The organism is Billgrantia sp. Q4P2 (assembly GCF_052806135.1).
The window spans coordinates 407,475-426,352 of sequence record NZ_JBRBAI010000004.1 but is presented as its reverse complement, the minus strand read 5'-3'; the positions used below and the strand labels follow the sequence as shown (position 1 = coordinate 426,352).

Below are 18,878 nucleotides of genomic sequence, written 5' to 3'. Positions count from 1 at the left end.
AGTGGTGCCATGCCGATCCGCCATGCCGCCCTGTCGTGTTATCTCTGGCCCCTTGCCCAGCCACTCCCGGCATCGGTCGCCCAGGTGTGAAGCGGCTGGAGAAGGAGCCGGGGCACCCATGGGGCGCCCCGGCCGCGGCGCTTGATCAGCCGACGTGCTTCTTGCGGTTGTAGACGTTGAACTTGCCGGTCGGCGTGTTGAGGCCCTCTACGACGGCCTTCACTTCAAGCGTCTTGTCGTCGAAGACCACGATGGCGCCGTCGTTCTGATGACCATCGCCGCGCGCCCAGATGGAGACCCACACTTCGGTACCGGTCTGGTCGTACTCCATGTGCACGGCCACGGCGTCGTGCTCGACGGGACGGTCGGCGACATGGATCGGGGTCAGCTCGCGGGTCTCCTTGTTCATGACCATGACCCACTGGTTGACGTCGGCCTCGGGATGCATGGCCTGGTCGATCCACACATTGTCGGAATCGGGATGGGTGCGTACGAAGAGCCCGGGACCATCGGTCTCGACGCTGTCGCAGATCTGCCAGGCCTGGTCGGGATGGCTCTCGGGGTCGTTGCCCCAGAAGGTCATGCGGCCTTCGCCCAGGTGGGTGGTGCCGGCCACCGGACCGCACTCGGGATCGATCCAGTTGGCGCCCGGGCCCGGATGAGGCTTGACGCCGGTTTCCAGCATGCTGACCAACTTGCGCGTCTCGGTGTCGATGAACACCATCTTGTCGCTCATGTTGGCCGCGATCTGGAAGTAACGGCCGGAGGGATCGAAGAAGCCGTCGTGCAGGTATTCGGCGGTCTCCATCTGGTCGATGCGCAGATTGTCGATATCGCTGTAGTCGACCTGCCAGACCTGACCGGATTCCTTGACGTTGACCAGGAAGGTCGGCGCATGCGGGGTGTTGTAGAGCGCGGCGACGCGGGCCTCGTTCCTGAAGTTGCCCTGGGTGTCGTAGCTGCGGGTGGAGACGACCTTCAGCGGTTCCATGGTCTCGGCATCGGCGATCACGAAGTGCGGCGGCCAATAGGCGCCACCGATGACGTACTTGTCCTTCCACTCTCCGTAGTGGGAGACCGCCACGTCGCGGGCGTCATAACCAATGAAGACTTCGGCGGTGACTTGCGGCGGGTCCATCCACAGGTCGATCTTGGAGAGACGGCCATCGCGGCCCTGGACGTACCAGAAGCGGCCGTCGGAGCTCTCCTTGGCCACGTGCACGGCATAGCCCGTCTCGACCTCGGTGACCAGTTCCTTGGTATCGGCGTCGATGATGCCCATGGCGCCGCGGTCACGCAGGATGGTGACCATGAAGTTTTCCCAGTTGCGGTCGTGCTGGGGCTCGGTGGGCAGATCCTCGGGCGCGACGAAGACCTGCCAGCGCTCCTTCATGTCGGCCAGCGACATCTCCGGCGGGTCGACCGGGTCGTGCTGGATGTACTGCGAAATCAGCGTGATGTCATCCGCGGAAAGAATACCGTCGAAGTTGTTCATGCCGCCTTCGGTACCCAGTGTGATGATGCTCTCCAGACGACGCTGGCCCAGCTCCTGGGTGGTTGCCGGCAGCAGGTTCGGGCCGGTGGCGCCATTGCGCAGGGTGCCGTGACAGCCGGCACAGCGCTGGAAATAGATAGTGTTGGCGCGCTCCATCTCTTCTGCAGACAGTTCCGGTGCCGCGGCGTGGGCGGTTCCCATGGCGGCCAGCGGGAAGCTGAGGGCGAAGATCCCCTTGGTCAATGCTCTCTTGTACATAACGTGCCTCGCTTGGTTTCCCCTTCGGGTAGTGGCTGGCGGGTGCCCGGCATGACCTAATTCTTCTTCGCTCAGCGACCATGGCCTTCAGCCACCCCCCACCTGTCGCCATTAGTAGCAATTTTGCCTTTCGCCTCACTTGACCACTGTCAATTGATGCATCCAGGAGTTGACTTATGTCAGAGGAGAGGAAAAGAAACCGTGGACCAGCATGGAACGGCCCGCTGAGCGGGCCGTATCGAAAGGGGAAAGGGCGCAGTCGGAATATGAGCGAAGCTAGCGACAGGGACGCTGCGCAATCCTGCGCGTGGCCTCCCGTGCCGTGCCTGGCAGCGGAGAGCGCGCCTCCTCCTCGGCGGTGTTGGCGAAACACCGCAGGGCGGCGATGTCCTCCACGTGCACGCAGTTGCGCTCGCAGCTGACACCGACGTCACGCAGGCGGGCCATGGCCCGCGAGAAGCTTTCCGGCTTCATGCCCAGCCGACCGGCGATCAGCAGCTTGTCGCAGGGCAGGCAGACGCTGGCCGGGCCATCCTCATCGGGACACAGCGAGACGATGAACGCCGCCAGGCGCTGGTAGGTGGACTGCAGCGTGAGCTGGTCGAGCTGGCGCACCAGCGAGCGCAGCATACCGGAGAGGTTGGCGAGCATATTGAGCGCCAGGCCGTGGTTGCGCTCCAGGGTGGTGAGGAAGTGCTCGGCAGGGAAGAGCAACAGCCGGGCATCCTCGGCCACCGCCGCATTGACCGGAAATCCCAGCCGGTCGAACATCGCCGCCTCGGCGAAGGATTCGCCACGGGTGAACAGTCCCACCATGCACTCGTTACCGTCGGGGCTCTCGCGGAACAGCTTGATCCAGCCGCTCAGGACCACGTAGAAGCGATCCGCCGGCTCGCCCTTGCTGAACAGCAGCGTGCCGCGGCGATAGCGGCGCTCCAGGGCACCGTCGGTGAGCAGCGCCAGGGTCTGGTTCTCGAGCCCGGCGAACAGCGGCACCTGGCGCACGGCCTGCAGGGCCTCGGGGCTCAGCGGCGACTTCATGGGGATACCTCCTCGATCTTTCTCGCATCGTTCGGCGGCGCCGTCTGGAACAACCGATCCAGGTTGCCGCGGATCACCTCGGCTTCGGGCGATGTCTCCGGCAGCACGGCGAGCAGACGTTCCCAATAGGCCCGGGCCGCTCCCATCTCTTGTTGTTGGAAGGCCAACGAGCCGGCCAACCACAACCCCTGGATGTGCCGGGAGTCGATGGCCAGGGCGCGTTCGATGAGCCGCTGGGGCTCGCCGGCCAGCGTACCCTGGCGCTCGGCCATGACATCCGCATAGCGGATCAACAGGTCGGGGTCCCGGTCACCGCCGTGGGCCATGGCCTCACGGAAAGCGCGCTCGGCGGCTTCCAGGTCATCCAGGAACACCAGCGTGCGACCCAGCAGGATCCAGCTCGCGATATCGTCAGGCGCTTGCGCCAGGCGCCCCTGCAGTTGCAGGGCCAGGTGCTGGAACTCGCGCTGCAGCGTCGCCTCGGAAGGCGGAGCCGACTGGGGGGCAGACGCCATCTCCCCCGCCGGTGTCGCGAGCGCGAAGACCTCCTCCGCATACCCCACCGTCAGGTAGAGTCCGGTCGCCATGAACGGCAGCACGGCCACGCTGATGCCGGCGGCCACCAGCGGTATTCGCCGCGAGCCGCGCCCCTCACGGAGCCGTTGCCCCTCGTGAGTTGGGCGCTCGACGGCACCGCTATCGAGCAGCTCGCGCTCCAGGTCGGCCAGGGCGCTGTCGTGCTGGGCCCGGGTCAGCGTGCCCGCCGCCAGGTCGTGCTCCAGCTCGCGGGCCCGGTCACGGTGCACGGCCAGGTTGATTGCCTGCCGCGACGGCTCCTGCTCACCGCGGGGAGCGCGCAGCAGCGGGGTGACTATGAAGCCCAGGGCCAAGACGCAAAGCCCCATGGCCAGCAGCAGAAACAGTCCGTTCATAGCGGCTCCTTGGCGTTATCGCCATGGCGAAATCGGTCGAGCATGGCGCGCTCCTCGGCGGTAAACGCGGGTCGCTGCGTCATGCGACGGCGGCCCACGACGATGCGCCACCAGACGATGCCGCCGCCGAACAGGAGCAGGAAGGGGCTGGCCCAGAGTAGATAGGTATTGGCCTGCAGCGGCGGCCGGTAGCGCACGTAGTCGCCGTAGCGCTGGACCATGAACTCGACGATGGCGCCGGCTTCATGCCCGGCCAGGGTCATGTCGTAGACCCGACGGCGCATGTCGGCGGCGAGTTCGGCGTTGGATTCGTGGATGGTCTCGCTCTGGCACACCGTGCAGCGCAGCTCGCGCACCAAGGTGTCGTACTGACGCTTCTGGGCCTCGCTGTCGAATTCAAGCGGCTGGCCGATGGCCAGTGCCATGGCAAGCCCCGCCGCCAGCCAGAGGGGCAAGCCAAGCAGGGTGTGAAGCAAGAGTCTCTTCATGAGCTTGCCACCCTCCTGCCCTCGCTTCTGCGCTGCTCATCGCGCAGCTTTTCCACCAGTGGCAGCACCTCTTCGAGCAGCAGCTGGCGCGTGAGCGGGCCGATGCGCTTGTAGCGGATCACGCCTTCGGCATCGAGCACGTAGGTTTCCGGCGTGGCATAGACGCCCCAGTCGATGCCGGCGTCGCCCTTGGGGTCGTAAGCGATGGTGCGGTAGGGATTGTCGCTGACGCTGAGGTAGCGCAGTGCCGCGTCACGCTCGTCGCGGTAGTTGAAGGCGTGAATGGGAATGCCGCCCCGCGCCAGCTCCATCAGCAGCGGCTTCTCGGAGCGACAGGTACTGCACCAGGTGGCCCAGACATTGACCAGCGCCACCTCGCCGATGAAGTCCTGCTCGGTAAGAAGACGTTCGGTATCCTCCAGCGACTCCAGCGTGAAGGGCGGTGCCGGCTTGCCCACCAGCGGTGAGGGCAGGTCACGCGAATTCATTCCAAGACCAATGAACAGCAGCCCTAGCAGGGCGCCCGTAGCCGCCAGCGGTAACAGCATTCGCAGTTTCATCAGCCTGCCACCTCCCGGGGCTGAGCTCCCGCAAGCTCTCGCTGCGGGCGGGTGACACGGTTCCTGGCCAGGCGATAGCGCTTGTCGGCCGCGGCCAGCAACCCGCCCAGGGCCAGCAGGATGGCGCCGGACCACATCCAGAACATGTAGGGCTTGTAGTAGAGCCGGAAGCTCCAGGCATCCCCCACCAGGCGTTCGCCCAGCGAAACGTAGACATCACGAGTCGCGGTGCGATGGAGCGAGGCCTGGTTCATGGGCATCTGGGCGTGGGTGTCGTAGTAGCGACGCTGCGGATGGAGCAGCGCGACCGGGCGGCCGTCGCGGGTGACCTCGACCACCGCCTGATCGGCCTCCCAGTTGGGGCCGCGTACGGTTTCCATGCGCAGCAGGGTGAAGTCGAAGCCCGCCGCCGAAGCGGTCTGGCCCGGCGCCATGCGCACGTCGCGCTCGACCTCGTAGGTGTTGACCATGGCGATGGCCACCACCACCAGCGCCAGTCCCACATGGGCCAGGTGCATGCCCAGGAAGCTCGGCCGCGTGATCCTGCGAAGCCGCGTGGCGAGAGGCTGTCGCGCCGACCCCATGCGCTTGTGGATATCTACCAGTGCCGTCAGCACGATCCAGGTCGCCAGCATCAGCGCCAGCGCGGTCATCGGGCGCCAGGTGCCCAGAGTCAGCGGCCACAGCCCGCCGGCCACCACGCTGACCAAGAGTGCCCAGCGCAGCTGGCGGAAGGTCTCCCCGGGGTTGGCCTGCTTCCATAGTACCGATGGGGCGAGGCCGACCAGCAGCAGTAGCGGTAGCATCAGCGGGGCGAACACCGCGTCGAAGTAGGGAGGCCCCACCGAGATCTTGCCCAGGCCGAAGGCATCCAGCGCCAGCGGGTAGAGGGTGCCGATGAAGACCGCGGCGCAGGCCACCGTCAGCAGCACGTTATTGGCCAGCAGCAGCGACTCGCGTGAGTACCAGGCGAAGGCGCCACCCAGTCCCACCTTGGGGGCACGCCAGGCGTAGATAGTCAGCGCGCCGAGCAGGGTCGCGGTCAACATGCCGAGGATGAACACGCCACGTTCGGGATCCGTGGCGAAAGCGTGCACCGAGGTGATTACCCCCGAGCGCACGATGAAGGCGCCGAGTACGGTCAGGGCAAAGGTGACGATCGCCAGCATCAGGGTCCAGACCTTGAAGCCGCCGCGCTTCTCGGACACCGCCAGCGAGTGCATCAGCGCCGTGGCGGTGAGCCAGGGCAGGAAGGAGGCGTTCTCCACCGGGTCCCAGAACCACCAGCCGCCCCAGCCCAGCTCGTAGTAGGCCCACCAGGCGCCTACGGCGATACCCAGGGTCAGGAACACCCAGGTCACCGTGGTCCAGGGACGCGACCAGCGCGCCCAGGCGGCATCCAGCCGGCCGCCAAGCAGTGCGGCCATGGCGAAGGCGAAGATCACCGCGGTGCCCACGTAGCCCATGTAGAGCAGCGGCGGATGCAGGATCATGCCCGGATCCTGCAGTAGCGGGTTCATGCCGCGGCCGTCCATGGGGCCCGGTACGATGCGCGCGAAGGGGTTGGAAGTGAATAGCGTGAAGGCGATGAAACCCACGCTGACCATGCCCAGCACCGCCAGCACCCGGGCCAGCATCTCGCGCGGCAGCGATTGGCTGAAACAGGCCACGGCGACACTCCACGCCCCCAGGGTGAAGACCCACAGCAGCAGCGAACCCTCGTGACCGCCCCATACCGCAGTGATCTTGTAGATCAGCGGCTGGCCGAGGCTGGAGTGGCCGGCCACGTAGCGCACCGTGAAGTCGCTGGCAACGAAGGCCCAGGTCAGCACGGCAAGCGAAAGCGAGAGGAAGACGAACTGGCCGGCCGCCAGGAAGCGCGCGCTGCGCATCAGGCGGGCCTCGTTGAGCTGGGCCCCCACCAGCGGCAGTACACTCTGGGCCAGCGCCAGGCACAGCGCCAGGACAAGGGCAAAGTTTCCGAGTTCTGCCACCATGGGCCGGCACCTCCCGTCTTCACCGACACCGGCACCAGGAGCGCCTGTCGGTCACTGAGGAACGTTCGTGACCGAGGCAAGTAGAGAGGGTGGATAGACACTGCCTCGGCCGGTATGCAGGCATGGTCCGGCTAACACCGCAAAAAGACCATACCCGATACTTCTTTTCCCGGGAGGCTTGTGATCCACGTCAAACAAACGGGCGTGGCCAGATGTCGCGCCCCAAATCGAGCAGCGGAGACCTGACAGCGGATGCAACTGAACGTAAGCTAGCAGCCTGTCGAACTGAACGCTGATCTGCTGCGAACCCCGGATGTCGGCCAATTTCATTCGGTCGGATTCGTTAAATAGCCCGCTATTCGCCTTATCCGATCGATAAACTTGTCTCGAAACCCGACTTTCTCGCGACGATCGGTCAAGCCCGACAGGCTGCTAGGCACCGTTTTTCTCACCGCATACCCATCACGAACAACAGGAGCTCCCGTGCTGAAGCGAACCCTTCTCTCTCTGCTCGCCGCCGCCAGCCTGCCGCTGGCCGTCGCCCATGCCAACGCAGCCGACGTGGTGCTGCACACCAATCACGGCCCCATCGCCATCGAGCTGTACCAGGAGCAGGCACCCAAGAGCGTCGAGAACTTCCTCACCTACGTGCAGGAAGGCCATTACGACGGCACCCTGTTCCATCGCGTGATCGACGGCTTCATGATTCAGGGCGGCGGATTCGACCAGGACTTCCGCCAGAAGTCGACCCGCGCGCCGATCGCCAACGAAGCCGACAACGGCCTGCGCAACGAACGCGGCACCCTGGCCATGGCACGCACCGGCGACCCGCACTCGGCTACCGCGCAGTTCTTCATCAACGTCAATGACAATGCCTTCCTCAATCACCAGGGCACCCACTCCGGCCAGGCCTGGGGCTACGCGGTGTTCGGCCGCGTGGTGGAAGGCATGGACGTGGTCGACGCCATCAAGCGCGTGCCCACCGGCAGCCGCGGCCCGTTCCAGGACGTGCCGCGCGAGCCCGTGATCATCGAGCGCGCCGAAGTGCAGTAAACGAGAAGTGCAGTGATCGAATAGCCGCCCAGACGCAGCGACGCCCCGCCATCTCTCGATGGCGGGGCGTCGTCGTCTTGCGCTAGTCCTGCCTGGCTAGGGTCGCAACAGGAAGCGGCGCACACCGGCCAGGGTTAACACGGCCGCGGCTGCCCCCAGGCTATTGGCCAGGATGTCGGCCCAGTCGCCGCCGCTGCGCCCCGGCACCGGGATCTGCAGGTATTCGATGCAGATGCCGTAGAGCACCACCGCAATGAAGGTGCGCACCAGCGGCAGCCCGGCAAGGCCGACCAGGCCCGCCAGCCCGGCGTAACCGACGAAGTGGTTGAACTTGTCCCACGGCAGGTTGGTGGGCATCTCGCTGCCCGGGGTCAGGCTGCCGATGGCAATGGCCACGGCAGCTAGAACGGCCGACACCGTCCACAGACGGTGTCGCTTTCTATCCTCACCCCCGGCCAGCCGCCGGAGCCAACGAGCTTCAGGCATTGTGGTGCTGAATGGCACGGTGGTAGCGCGGGCTCAGCTCGTGCAACGCCTCCATGAAGGCGGTGACGTTGTCCGGGTTGGTGAACTGGCTGATACCGTGGCCCAGGTTGAACACGTGGCCCGGCCCATGGCCGTAGCTGTCCAGTATTCGCCCCACCTCGGCACGGATGGCTGCCGGGCGGGCAAACAGCACGTTGGGGTCGAGGTTGCCCTGCAGCGCCACCTTGTGACCCACCCGGGCTCGGGCGTCGGACAGCTCCGTGGTCCAGTCGATGCCCACGGCATCCGGGCCCGCCAGGGCAATGTCCTCGAGCCACTGGCCGCCGTTCTTGGTGAACAGGATCACCGGCACGCGACGCCCATCGTGCTCGCGAATCAGTCCGGCGACGATCTGCTCCATGTAGCGCAGCGAGAATTCGAGGTAGGCCGGCGTGGTGAGCGTCCCGCCCCAGGTGTCGAAGATCTGCACCGCCTGGGCGCCGGCGCGAATCTGGGCGTTCAGGTAGTCGGTCACCGCACTGGCCAACATGTCGAGCAGGTCGTGCATCACGCTGGGCGTGTCGTAGAGCATGGTCTTCACGTGGCGGAAGTCCTTGCTCGAGCTGCCTTCCACCATGTAGGTGGCCAGCGTCCAGGGGCTGCCCGAGAAGCCGATCAGCGGCACCCGGCCGTTCAGCTCGCGGCGAATGGTCGACACCGCACGCATCACGTAGTCCAGGTCGCGCTCGGCATCGGGCACGCTCAGCGCCGCCACGTCTTCTGCCGTGCGCACCGGCTTGCGAAACTTGGGCCCTTCGCCGGTCTCGAAATAGAGCCCCAGCCCCATGGCATCGGGAATGGTGAGGATGTCCGAGAACAGGATGGCGGCATCCAGCGGATAGCGCTCCAACGGCTGCAGCGTCACCTCGCAGGCCAGGTCATGGTTGCGGCACAGGTCCATGAAGTCGCCGGCCTCGGCGCGGGTGGCGCGGTACTCCGGCAGGTAGCGGCCGGCCTGGCGCATCATCCATACCGGGGTGCGGTCCACCGGCTGACGCGAGAGGGCGCGCAGGAAGCGATCGTTCTTGAGATCCATGCAGGCAGTCATCCACAGGAAATGTCGGCCTATTGTAGCGCATCATTTTTCGCGCGGCTTGACCCTGGCCAAGATCGGTGACGCCGCATGATCGTGAGCCACGGCCCCGTTCCTGCTAGAATGCGGGATTCACTTCCGGCATCGCCGTGGTCTTGACCGAGGTACCCCGTGACCATTCGATTCATCGCCGCCTCCCGGCTGCCCACCCCCTGGGCCACCTTCACCATGCACGGCTTCGAGGACGACGCCACCGGCAAGGATCACATCGCCCTGACGCTGGGCGACGTGGCCGACGGCGAGCCGGTGCTCGGCCGGGTGCACTCGGAATGTCTGACCGGCGACGCACTGTTCTCCATGCGCTGCGACTGCGGCTACCAGCTGCAGGAAGCGCTCAAGCGCATCGCCGACGAAGGCCGCGGCGTGCTGCTCTACCTGCGCCAGGAGGGCCGCGGTATCGGCCTGCTCAACAAGATCCGCGCCTACCACCTGCAGGACCAGGGCGCCGACACCGTGGAGGCCAACGAACAACTCGGTTTCGGCGCCGACATGCGCCGCTACGACCTCTGCGTGCCGATGCTGGAGCATCTGGGTATCTCCAGCCTGCGGCTGATGACCAACAACCCGCGCAAGGTCGATGCCCTGACCAAGGCCGGCGTCACCATTGCGGAACGAGTACCGCTGACCACGGGTCTCAATCCTCATAACGAGCAGTATCTTTCGACCAAGGCGGGCAAGCTCGGCCACATGATGGCGCTGGGCGACTTCACTCAGGCCAGTGACGTGGATATCGAACGCAAGCCCTGAGCCGACACGGCATCGGGGCGCCCCTGACGGAGACGCCCATGCCACAGACGGGAAGCCCTGGCGACCATCGCCTCCACCTCATCGAGGAGCTGCTCAACAGCGTCAGCCACGGCATTGGTGCGGCGCTGAGCCTGGCCGGCGTGATCGTGTTGCTGGTAATGGCCAGCATGGCTGCCCATGTGGACCCGTGGAAGATCGTCGGCATCAGCCTTTACGGCGTAACCCTGGTGTTGCTCTATACCGCCTCGACCCTTTACCACGGCGTTCGCCACCCGCGGCTCAAGCGTGTGCTACAGCACCTGGATCACTGCGCCATCTACCTGCTGATCGCCGGCACCTACACGCCCTTCCTGCTGGTCAACATGCGCAGCCCCACCGGCTGGACGCTGTTCGCCATCGTCTGGGGCCTGGCACTGGCCGGCATCGCCTGCAAGCTGGCCTGGCCCCACCGCTTCACCGTACTGCGAGTCGCGATCTACCTGATCATGGGCTGGCTGATCGTGTTCGCCAGCGACGAGCTGAGCGCCAGCCTGCCCACCGCCGGTATCGCCCTGCTCGCTGCCGGCGGCATCACCTACACGCTCGGCGTGATCTTCTTCGCCGTCAGCGTGATCCCCTTCAACCACGCCATCTGGCACCTGTTCGTGCTCGGCGGCAGCACCTGCCACTATTTCGCCGTGTACGCCGCAGTGCTGCCGTTCGGGGGGTAATGCTCGGCCAGCCTCAGCCGCTCAAGCCGCGCGTAGAGGTACTCGGTGAAGAAGCCGTGCATCAGGAAACGCTGGCTCAGATTCCAGGGGCCGACCAGGTAGTGCGGATACTTGTTGTAGGCCATCTCCGCCAGGGTCGGGTCGCCGATCAGCTGGCCGATGCGGATGGCGATCGACTGGTCGAGGTTGAAGCCGTTGATGGCGTCGCGGTACTCCTCGCGGGTCAGCAGCAGGCAGAACAGGCACATGAACAGCGCATGGGCGCTTTCGAAGTCCAGTACCTGGGTGCGCCGGCGCGCCGTCTCGAAGGCGCCCTCTTCCAACGGGCGCCAGTGCGTCCAGTCGATGGCATCCGGCGCCAGCGGTGCCGGGCGCTCACGCCAATGGCCCATCTCCTCGATCACCCGGAACAGCTCCTGGTCGTGCTTGACGAAGCTGGCATCGAGCATGTCGTCGATACGCCGGGGGTAGAGCGCCAGGGGCTCGACCGTCACCTCAGGGCTGTTGTCGATGAGGAAGTTGAGGATGTTCGACTCGGTGGCGAAGTGGCGCAGGATCAGCTGGTTGGCGCTGGGGCTGACGAAGTGAGTACAGAACCAGCAGATCATCCGCTGCAGCAGGCCATGAGCGCGGAACTGGGGCAGCGGCAGACGCTTCACGAACCAGATCAGATGCAGCAGCATCGCCAGCAGGAACTGCAGCAGCGGGCGCAGCGACCAGCGCGTCGGGCTCTCGATGTCGTTCAGCCACAGTCGCACCGCCTCGGATTGGATCGGCAGCGAGTCGTCGAACGCCAGCGCACGCAGGAAAGGGCTGCGCGGCTTCGGCCTGGCATCAGCCATGGTCGACCTCCTCCAGTTGCAGGGCGTAGAGCCGCGCCACCACCCGCGCGGTACGCAGGATCGCCTGTTGGTCTTCCGGCGTACGGCACACCCGGTCGATCAGCGAGTAGAGCTTGTCCAGGTGGGCGTCGTCGTTCTCGCCGTGGTAGCGCATGAAGCAGGTGTAACGGCCATCGCCACCGGTGGCCTCGTCGATCCGCCGGGCCCAGTCGCCGGCCATCTTCTGCCCCAGCCCCTCGATGATCCACATGGCGCCGATCAGGTCGACCGGGTTGGGCTGGCTGGCGCGGTACATCATGAAGGCATGCAGCGCCTCGCTGCCGGCATTGCGCTGCCCCGCGCGGATCTCGTCCGGCTCGCCGCCCGCCGCCACGAAGTCCGCCTCCAGCATCTCGTAGTCGCGATGCTCCTCCTTGGCGTGGCCGATCACCTCCGAGCGCACGTCGGCGTAATCGCGCTCGAAGCTGGAAGCGCCCCGGGTGATCCAGCGCGCGCCTTCGATCACCTGCTGGCGCAGGTGCAGCAGCAGGTTGCGGTAATCCTCGCGGGTGAAGTTGCCGCGTTCCAGGCGCTGGATGACCGGCACCCGGCCCAATTGGCGCTCGAAATCGAACCAGACTCGCATCAGTCCCTGCAGGCACTCCTGCCCCAGTTGGGTAGTGACCTTGCTTTCCATGATTACTCCTCCACGACCGTAAGCTGCATGTAGACGTTATTGAAGCGGCCGCTTTCCGGCACCATGCAGAGGATGGTGTCGCCAGCCTGGTAGTTCTGGGTGCGACGGAACTCGTCGAGCATGATGAACATCGAGGCGCAGCCGGTGTTGCCGCGGGTATAAAGGTTGGTGTACCACTTCTCTTCGGCAATCGCGGCGCCGGCCTGGGTCAGCATGTCGAAGATCTTGCCGCGAAAGTAGTGCGACGAGTAATGGCACAGTACGTGGTCGATCCGGCCCACCTCGACCCGCCCCTCGTCGATCAAGCGCAGCAGCCCGTCCACCCCGAGCTTGACGATGTTGTCGAGCAGGCGGACATCCTGGCGAATCAGCAGGGCGCCGGCGGCCTCCGCCTCGGCATAGGTGGCAAAGTCCTGCCAGCTTCTCTCGTCGCCAGCGGCTGCCCGGCCGACGCTCATGCATACCGGGTAGGCGTCGGCGTGGGAGAAGCCGCGAATCCAGTCGATGCGAAAGCAGCGCCGGCGCGGCACGTTTTCCAGCAACAGCGCACCCGCGCCGTCCGAGAGCATCCAGCGCAGGAACTCGGCATTGAAGTCGACCTCCTGCGCGACCGCCTCGTAGCGGCTGGCCTTGAACAACCTCGAGGCCAGCTCGCTGGCGATCACCAGCGCATTGCCGTGCTCCCCGGCCTTCAGTCCGGTGTAGGCCGCCTTGAGCGCCATCATGCTGCTGGAACAGATGCCATGGCTGCTGTGCAGCTCGACGCCGGCCACGCCCAGCTCCGCCTGCACCATGCTGCCGAAGCCCGGCAGCACCAGGTCACCCTGGCTGGTGGCCACGCTGAGCATGCCGAGCCGCGCCTTGCTGAGAAAGCTCTGGTCGAGGCAGGCCTGCCCCGCCCGGGCGGCCATCTCGCCGTTGCTGATCAGGGTGTTGTGCTTGGCATCGATGGCGTAGTGGCGCTGCCGAATCCCGTTGGACTGCAGAATCCGTCTCTTTAGCCGGCTCGGCTTGCCATGCACCAGGCCGAGCACCGCCTCGATCCGCTCGTTGTCCACCGGCTCGCCCGGCAGGTAGTGTCCGGTACTGGTGATATAGACGCTCATGCCGGCTCTCCCCTGTGCTTCAGGTAATGACGCAGGCAGCGTAGGTTCTCCTCCAGGTAGGGGAACACGCACAGCAGCGCCATGAAGGCCAGGTAATAGGGCAGGTAGCGTTCCCCGCCGTGGGGCACTTCAACGGGCACGAGACGCATCTGCCCTGCCCAGTTGAATGTCACCAGGTCCATCACCACCGGCCAGTTGATCACCATGATCATGGCCAGCATGTAGAACGGCAGGCTGGCCAGGTAACTGTGCGCATGCATTTCCCAGATACTGATGTGCCGTCGCGGTGCGGCGTAGTGCACGTCCCAGTGGGCCACGACCTCGTGCAGCACCCAGGCCAGCAGACAGAGCAACAGCACCAGCACGTTGATGCGATAGAGCAGGCACATGAGGATGGGGATGCCCACTTGGATGCCCATGGCCGAGTGCATCAGGGTTTCCTTCAGCCCCGAGGTCTCCTCGATATGCGTGGCGCGGTGGCAGCACCAGTCGACGAAGCCGGCAATTCCCCATAGCGGCAGGAAAACGTAGAGCAGGACATGGATCAGCAGCGTGTGGGTATCCATGGCGATTTACCTCTGTTTCAGCGACTCTCACTAGGCTCTTGCAAGGCGCTGGCGTTTCATGGATGATGTTAGGAAACACTGTTCGATAACTAATATCCACCAGGCACATGGCATTTGCAAGCGCCAATCGAATGGAAACGCAACATTATGAAACAGGGAACGCATAACTTGGACTCGTCATCGAAAAACGACGGCGAACCTCAGGCAAGCCGGGACCGCTACCCCGATGCCCTGCGTGCCGGCGCGCTGCTCGTCGTCGTGTTCGGCCATTGGATCGCCACCCTGCCGCGGCTCGAGAACGGCCTGATGACCACCACCGACCACCTGCTGCTGGTGTGGACGGGCGCCGGCGTACTCACCTGGGTGTTACAAGTGGTCCCACTGTTCGTGTTCGTCTCGGCCGCGGTGAGTGCAGACGGTGCCCAGCGCCGGCTGGAGCAGGGCCATCGCCAGTTGCACTGGTGGGCGGGCCGGGCGCTTGGCCTGGCGCGACCCACCGTCACCTACCTGGCGGTGCTGGTAGCCTTCGTCATCGTCGCCGCCTATACCGGAGGGCGCCTGCTCGGCCCCCTCAACCACTCGCTGACCGTTCATCTGTGGTTCCTGATGATGCTGCTTGGAGTGCAGGCCCTGCTGCCGCTCAGCGTCTGGGCCGACAACCGCTGGGGGCTCAAGGCCGTGGCGGGCCTGTTGCTGATCGCCGCCGCGGTCGACCTCCTGCGTGCCGGCATCACCGCGCCCGGCGAGCTGCTGGAGCTGGGGTCACGCGTCACCGCCAACGGCGGCGGCATCGGCTGGCTCAACGCCATCGTCGTCTGGCTGCTGCCGCAACAGCTCGGCATCGCCTGGAAGCGCGGCCGCTTCTCGGGCCTGGGCACCGGCCTCGCCCTGCTGCTGTTCGGGCTGCTGTGGCTGGCCGCCGCCGTGGCTTCGGGCTACCCCGTGGCCATGGTCGATGGCGCTTTCGGCGTTCCCAGCAACCTGCTTCCTCCCACCCTGGCCCTGGTGGGCGTGATGTGGGTCCAGGTAGGCGTCGTACTGACCTGTGAAGGGCCTATGCGCCGCCTGCTGGAGCGCCGCCGCATCGACAGGGTGGTGACCATCCTCGGCGCGCTGGGCATGCCGCTCTACCTCTGGCACAAGCTCGCCGAGCTGCCGGCCGCCTGGCTTGGGGAGCGCCTCGGCCTGCCCATCGACGCCGGCATACCGGGCGAGGTGGGCTTCTGGCTCGGCCGCCTGTGGTGGATCGTGCTGTGCATCGTCTCCGTTGCCCCGGTCATGGTCGCGGTGGTGACCTTCGAGATGAGCCGCAAGCGCGATGTGGTCTCCGCCACCGGCACACCGGCCATTCTCGTCGGCGGCACGGCACTCCTGGGTGGCATCATCGCCAGCCTGGCCCTCGGCGCCCTGCCCGGTGCTCTCTTCGGCCTGGCCGGCGTCGCGGCCGCTTCCTGGCTGCTGCGCGCCCATCCGCAGCCGGCAGGGGAACCTTTGGGCCGCACCTGATACGACTGAAGGGAAACTGAATCGAACGTCTTGTAAGCCATGTCTTACAAATTCTATCGGCAATGTCTTACACGCTACTTGCCGCAGGTTAACGTCGGAGGGCCGACACAGTTGGCACAGTGAAGGCGTACTGAGCACGGAGGCTCAGCCAGGGACGACCGAGTCAGGAAGACTCGATTTCCAGGGATGCTCGGGTAGAAGGACACTCGAGGCGGAGGTAAGGAAGCGAAGATCCAGCCCGGCCGCAAGGCCGGGCTTTTCGTTTGTGCCGAGGCCTTCCATAAGGAGCAATGGGCCTGTTCACTGCCGCCATCAGGAGCCTCTCGTTAAGGCGCTACACCCAAGCACCCGGCAGCGAGAATTCATCAAGAATGACACTCTTCCGTCAGCCCCTCCTTTAAATGGGCATAGCCTCACGTCGGTGGGCCCAAAATGGATGATCCGACCACCGTCGCTCCAGGTTATATTGGCGCTGCCACTCCCTGAGAAAGCGGTTTATCCCCCTGTTTGCCCGAGACGCATACTGTTCCGCCGCTTGCAGGCCATTCCCGTGCAGCCAATCGGTGATTACCGGCGCAGCAGCCAGACCGTCGCCCAGTGCGTTGGAAATTCCCGAAGAGGTCAAAGGATCAAAGGCGGCCAAGGCATCGCCCACTGCGATCCAGCCCGGTCCGGCTGCCTGGGTAACAAAACCGCTGCATGCGGCAAAGCAGGTAAGGGAGAGGGTGTGCCGTCGGGTAGGTTGCAGCCACTCTTGCAGCTCCTCTGTCTGAGCCCAGAGCGCATGGAACGTTTCGCGATTGCGTAATCCCTTCCGGCGAACAAGGGCTGCATCCGACATCAACGCCAGCAGCGCTGAACCATCGGGTAAACGGGTCGCGTACCACCATCCGTCGGCCACCGATTCCACCAGTGTCATACCTTCCAGCCTGCCGGGATCGGGCCATTTGCACGCCACCGCCACCAGATCGTCGAGACGCTTGCGCTCCACTCCCAGTCGCCTGCACAGGGCAGCTCTGCGACCGGAAGCGTCAACGAGATAACGGCAACTCAGCAGTTGCTGTTTGCCCTGATACCCTATTTGCAGTTGCCACTCTCCACTATCCCAGCGTAGGGATCCCAGCACCGCCGGCGTCAATAATTTCGCACCTCTCTCACAGCTGGCTTGACGCAGATCCTCGTCAAAGCGTTCCCGATCGAGATGCCAGCCGTCCCCTGTCGATTGATGAAGAAAATCGTCGAACCTGCGCTCTCCCGCCCATCGGGAGAGATTGGTGTAGTAGGGATCATGTCCTCGCGCCTCAAGGTCATCCGATACACCCAGCAGCCTCAATTTAGCGACGACGTCGGGAGCTGCGGATTCCCCCACCCTGAAGGCCTGTCGGGTGGGTTTATCCAGAATAGCCACGCGCTCGACGCCCGCCGCTATCGCGGCGAGAGCCGTGGCGCAACCGGCAGGGCCGGCGCCGAGGATAACGAGATCGAAATCAGCTTCCATTCGGTGTGAAAGGTCGAGGCAAGGTGCGTGCGACTTCCACAAAGCGGCGCTCTCCTTCGACCTCTTTTTCCATCACGAAGCCCAGTTGCGACCAGTACTTCACCATCTGTACGTCGTCGGCAAAGGAGATGAAATCTCCCCGCAACTGGTCGAAATCGGTGCCGACCCAGGCCACCTGTCCTCCCGTCTGTTCATCCGGGGTCGGAATAGCCGCCAGGCCTCCGCCCTGGGGTTGCGGTTCCAGATAGACGAATTCAGGCCTTTGTGCGGGCCACCACCACAATACTCGCTCACCGATGGGCTGCGAGGAGCACTCATTGAAGTCTGCCTGCCAGGGTATGGCCATGTAGCGAGTGAGATCCCCGGGCTCCATCGCAGAAGGCGTAAAACCCAGGTTTAGCGGCCCTTCGGTGGGCGGCGCGGCGTTGATACGGAAAGGGTCTTCATTACTGTAGATGGCCCGATTGCGGGAGATCCAGGTGAGCTCGATCCCCGGAGAAAACGCACCTCCCACACAGTTTTCCAGAACATTGCGCGTCAGTGACTGAGGGCTACTATCGGCAACAGGCTCGTTGACGAAGTGTCCCGCAGCCCACTGTTGAACGAAGAAGAACTGAGTATCCGTCAAACGCAGGTAAGTAGAAGTAAGCGTGCCGTCGATAAGGCAGTTGTCCCCCGCCAGGTAGGGCATCATGGTGCCTCCCCGCTCGGAGATAATCGTGTTCTCATCCGCTGGTGGTCGCAGGATATCCAGAATCCAGTTGCGCAGGCCGCGGTAGTGATCCTCCTGATGGGGTACCGCACCCAGCATCTCCATGTCGAATTTGTGCGGTTTGGGAGGGATTGCCGCGACCCAGGTGTAGGTGGTGGCTCGCTCCAGCAGTGGTTTTATCTCGCTCTGGAAGTTGGGCTTGTAGCCATTGGGTCCGCTTTGCCACATGCCCTGATCATTGATCTGCGGGTAGTGTCCGGCACGCACGGCGCTGTCGAAGATGGTATCCCAGAGCGTTACCAGGTTGGCGATCTCCGGTGCGTAGGAGGGCGGTGCCACAGACACCCAGGCCGGGTCGGCCGGGGTGCTGCTGTCATCGTCCCACTCGATTATCGCCCTGACCGGACCGTCACCGGTATCGTCCCACCAGCCGTCATTATTGGCGTACTGTTTGATCACGGCGTTTTCATCTTCGGTCCCGGATATGCCCAGACCGCCCACTACCATCAGGCGACCGGCTTCGTCGGTACGCAGTTCTCCCAGGGAGTCGATACGCTCCCGGTTGGGATACAGGATGCCCTTGGGGAAGTTTGCACCCTTATAACCCTCGGGAATCGTATGGCGATCCATGGGGACAGGACCGGCATGGGCGCCGCTGATCCGGCGCGGACCTGGATCGATGATCAAGCTGTGCCGGTCCTCCACTCCAGCGTTGCGCAGGGGGTGATTGCTGGCATAACCCAGTTCCCCTTCATTGGTGGCAAACTCGTACCAACTGGCTTTCTTGTTCGCCATGTGCACGGTCCAGGTGATCGACTTTACTCCGGGTGTATCCAGAGTAATCTCTTCGTTGCCGCGATAAATATGAAAGCGTGCGGCCTGGCGACACATGCGACCCTGTCCATCCCGGAAGTCATCCTGGGTGAAGATGCTGCCATCGGGATTGATGGGCAGACCGCGATATGTCTCGGGGCCGATATAGAATTTTTCCGGCGCATTCCCAACACGGGCGATGCCGACAGGCGGGTAAATCTTGTAGTCAGACATGATGATTTCCTTTCAACTTGATCCCG

Annotated in this window: 18 protein-coding genes; 4 read left to right on the top strand and 14 right to left on the bottom strand. The window is 64.5% G+C overall.

What is annotated here, in order from left to right:
* Positions 1–145: 145 nt before the first annotated feature.
* The 6 genes from ACUY1T_RS09845 to ACUY1T_RS09820 form a co-directional block, all read right to left on the bottom strand.
* Complete coding sequence (locus ACUY1T_RS09845; protein WP_446022293.1) at positions 146–1,753, bottom strand: cytochrome D1 domain-containing protein; 1,608 nt, start codon at positions 1,751–1,753, stop codon at positions 146–148.
* Between the two features lie 276 nt (positions 1,754–2,029).
* Positions 2,030–2,794 carry a Crp/Fnr family transcriptional regulator gene (locus ACUY1T_RS09840; RefSeq protein WP_446022291.1) on the bottom strand — a complete coding sequence of 255 codons (765 nt, stop codon included), beginning with the start codon at positions 2,792–2,794 and terminating at the stop codon, positions 2,030–2,032.
* Positions 2,791–3,726, bottom strand: a complete 936-nt coding sequence (gene ccmI / locus ACUY1T_RS09835) for a c-type cytochrome biogenesis protein CcmI (protein WP_446022289.1) — start codon at positions 3,724–3,726, stop codon at positions 2,791–2,793. The genes ACUY1T_RS09840 and ccmI overlap by 4 nt, the downstream gene beginning before the upstream one ends.
* Positions 3,723–4,214: a cytochrome c-type biogenesis protein gene (locus tag ACUY1T_RS09830; protein WP_446022287.1), complete on the bottom strand. Its 492-nt coding sequence runs from the start codon at positions 4,212–4,214 to the stop codon at positions 3,723–3,725. The genes ccmI and ACUY1T_RS09830 overlap by 4 nt, the downstream gene beginning before the upstream one ends.
* A complete protein-coding gene (locus tag ACUY1T_RS09825; RefSeq protein ID WP_446022285.1) occupies positions 4,211–4,774 on the bottom strand; it encodes a DsbE family thiol:disulfide interchange protein in 564 nt (187 codons plus the stop codon). The genes ACUY1T_RS09830 and ACUY1T_RS09825 overlap by 4 nt, the downstream gene beginning before the upstream one ends.
* Entirely contained in the window at positions 4,774–6,771 is a 1,998-nt protein-coding gene (locus tag ACUY1T_RS09820) for a heme lyase CcmF/NrfE family subunit (protein WP_446022283.1), read from the bottom strand. The genes ACUY1T_RS09825 and ACUY1T_RS09820 overlap by 1 nt, the downstream gene beginning before the upstream one ends.
* A 531-nt stretch (positions 6,772–7,302) precedes the next feature.
* Between ACUY1T_RS09820 and ACUY1T_RS09815 the strand changes: the two genes are divergently transcribed.
* Positions 7,303–7,824 carry a peptidylprolyl isomerase gene (locus ACUY1T_RS09815; protein WP_446022447.1) on the top strand — a complete coding sequence of 174 codons (522 nt, stop codon included), beginning with the start codon at positions 7,303–7,305 and terminating at the stop codon, positions 7,822–7,824.
* A 96-nt stretch (positions 7,825–7,920) separates the two neighbouring features.
* Here ACUY1T_RS09815 and ACUY1T_RS09810 read toward each other — a convergent pair whose 3' ends face one another.
* Both ACUY1T_RS09810 and hemE read right to left on the bottom strand, forming a co-directional pair.
* Positions 7,921–8,241, bottom strand: coding sequence for a VanZ family protein (locus ACUY1T_RS09810; protein WP_446022281.1), 321 nt, complete (start codon positions 8,239–8,241; stop codon positions 7,921–7,923).
* Positions 8,242–8,302: 61 nt separating this feature from the next.
* A complete protein-coding gene (gene hemE / locus ACUY1T_RS09805) occupies positions 8,303–9,385 on the bottom strand; it encodes a uroporphyrinogen decarboxylase (RefSeq protein WP_446022279.1) in 1,083 nt (360 codons plus the stop codon).
* A gap of 168 nt (positions 9,386–9,553) precedes the next feature.
* On the opposite strand from hemE, the gene ribA reads away from it, so the two are divergent.
* Both ribA and trhA read left to right on the top strand, forming a co-directional pair.
* A complete protein-coding gene (ribA, locus tag ACUY1T_RS09800) occupies positions 9,554–10,189 on the top strand; it encodes a GTP cyclohydrolase II (protein WP_446022277.1) in 636 nt (211 codons plus the stop codon).
* A 38-nt stretch (positions 10,190–10,227) separates the two neighbouring features.
* The gene (trhA, locus tag ACUY1T_RS09795) at positions 10,228–10,899 is read left to right on the top strand and encodes a PAQR family membrane homeostasis protein TrhA (RefSeq protein ID WP_446022275.1); all 672 of its coding nucleotides are present in this window, start codon (positions 10,228–10,230) and stop codon (positions 10,897–10,899) included.
* On the opposite strand, the gene ACUY1T_RS09790 is transcribed toward trhA, so the two are convergent.
* Genes ACUY1T_RS09790 through ACUY1T_RS09775 form a run of 4 tightly spaced genes read right to left on the bottom strand, consistent with a single transcriptional unit; the run spans position 10,857 to position 14,089 of the window.
* Complete coding sequence (locus tag ACUY1T_RS09790) at positions 10,857–11,741, bottom strand: DUF6999 family protein (RefSeq protein ID WP_446022273.1); 885 nt, start codon at positions 11,739–11,741, stop codon at positions 10,857–10,859. The genes trhA and ACUY1T_RS09790 overlap by 43 nt on opposite strands.
* Positions 11,734–12,417 carry an iron-containing redox enzyme family protein gene (locus ACUY1T_RS09785; RefSeq protein ID WP_446022272.1) on the bottom strand — a complete coding sequence of 228 codons (684 nt, stop codon included), beginning with the start codon at positions 12,415–12,417 and terminating at the stop codon, positions 11,734–11,736. Before ACUY1T_RS09785 ends, ACUY1T_RS09790 begins: the two co-directional genes overlap by 8 nt.
* Positions 12,418–12,419: 2 nt before the next feature.
* The gene (locus tag ACUY1T_RS09780) at positions 12,420–13,523 is read right to left on the bottom strand and encodes a beta-ketoacyl-ACP synthase III (RefSeq protein ID WP_446022270.1); all 1,104 of its coding nucleotides are present in this window, start codon (positions 13,521–13,523) and stop codon (positions 12,420–12,422) included.
* Positions 13,520–14,089: a diguanylate cyclase gene (locus tag ACUY1T_RS09775; protein WP_446022268.1), complete on the bottom strand. Its 570-nt coding sequence runs from the start codon at positions 14,087–14,089 to the stop codon at positions 13,520–13,522. Before ACUY1T_RS09775 ends, ACUY1T_RS09780 begins: the two co-directional genes overlap by 4 nt.
* A 168-nt stretch (positions 14,090–14,257) precedes the next feature.
* Between ACUY1T_RS09775 and ACUY1T_RS09770 the strand changes: the two genes are divergently transcribed.
* On the top strand, positions 14,258–15,595 hold the full coding sequence (locus tag ACUY1T_RS09770) for an acyltransferase family protein (protein WP_446022266.1): 1,338 nt from the start codon (positions 14,258–14,260) through the stop codon (positions 15,593–15,595).
* A 397-nt stretch (positions 15,596–15,992) separates the two neighbouring features.
* On the opposite strand, the gene ACUY1T_RS09765 is transcribed toward ACUY1T_RS09770, so the two are convergent.
* Together ACUY1T_RS09765 and ACUY1T_RS09760 are read right to left on the bottom strand one after the other, a co-directional pair.
* Positions 15,993–17,093, bottom strand: coding sequence for a tryptophan 7-halogenase (locus tag ACUY1T_RS09765; RefSeq protein ID WP_446022264.1), 1,101 nt, complete (start codon positions 17,091–17,093; stop codon positions 15,993–15,995).
* Positions 17,083–18,852 carry a LodA/GoxA family CTQ-dependent oxidase gene (locus ACUY1T_RS09760; protein ID WP_446022262.1) on the bottom strand — a complete coding sequence of 590 codons (1,770 nt, stop codon included), beginning with the start codon at positions 18,850–18,852 and terminating at the stop codon, positions 17,083–17,085. Before ACUY1T_RS09760 ends, ACUY1T_RS09765 begins: the two co-directional genes overlap by 11 nt.
* Positions 18,853–18,878 lie beyond the last annotated feature (26 nt).

What these genes read in the sequence shown, in the direction of transcription:
- ACUY1T_RS09845 (WP_446022293.1), bottom strand. Translation starts at nt 1,753, where the DNA reads ATGTACAAGAGAGCATTGACCAAGGGGATCTTCGCCCTCAGCTTCCCG.
- ACUY1T_RS09840 (WP_446022291.1), bottom strand. Translation starts at nt 2,794, where the DNA reads ATGAAGTCGCCGCTGAGCCCCGAGGCCCTGCAGGCCGTGCGCCAGGTG.
- ccmI (WP_446022289.1), bottom strand. Translation starts at nt 3,726, where the DNA reads ATGAACGGACTGTTTCTGCTGCTGGCCATGGGGCTTTGCGTCTTGGCC.
- ACUY1T_RS09830 (WP_446022287.1), bottom strand. Translation starts at nt 4,214, where the DNA reads ATGAAGAGACTCTTGCTTCACACCCTGCTTGGCTTGCCCCTCTGGCTG.
- ACUY1T_RS09825 (WP_446022285.1), bottom strand. Translation starts at nt 4,774, where the DNA reads ATGAAACTGCGAATGCTGTTACCGCTGGCGGCTACGGGCGCCCTGCTA.
- ACUY1T_RS09820 (WP_446022283.1), bottom strand. Translation starts at nt 6,771, where the DNA reads ATGGTGGCAGAACTCGGAAACTTTGCCCTTGTCCTGGCGCTGTGCCTG.
- hemE (WP_446022279.1), bottom strand. Translation starts at nt 9,385, where the DNA reads ATGGATCTCAAGAACGATCGCTTCCTGCGCGCCCTCTCGCGTCAGCCG.
- trhA (WP_446022275.1), top strand. Translation starts at nt 10,228, where the DNA reads ATGCCACAGACGGGAAGCCCTGGCGACCATCGCCTCCACCTCATCGAG.
- ACUY1T_RS09790 (WP_446022273.1), bottom strand. Translation starts at nt 11,741, where the DNA reads ATGGCTGATGCCAGGCCGAAGCCGCGCAGCCCTTTCCTGCGTGCGCTG.
- ACUY1T_RS09785 (WP_446022272.1), bottom strand. Translation starts at nt 12,417, where the DNA reads ATGGAAAGCAAGGTCACTACCCAACTGGGGCAGGAGTGCCTGCAGGGA.
- ACUY1T_RS09780 (WP_446022270.1), bottom strand. Translation starts at nt 13,523, where the DNA reads ATGAGCGTCTATATCACCAGTACCGGACACTACCTGCCGGGCGAGCCG.
- ACUY1T_RS09775 (WP_446022268.1), bottom strand. Translation starts at nt 14,089, where the DNA reads ATGGATACCCACACGCTGCTGATCCATGTCCTGCTCTACGTTTTCCTG.
- ACUY1T_RS09765 (WP_446022264.1), bottom strand. Translation starts at nt 17,093, where the DNA reads ATGGAAGCTGATTTCGATCTCGTTATCCTCGGCGCCGGCCCTGCCGGT.
- ACUY1T_RS09760 (WP_446022262.1), bottom strand. Translation starts at nt 18,852, where the DNA reads ATGTCTGACTACAAGATTTACCCGCCTGTCGGCATCGCCCGTGTTGGG.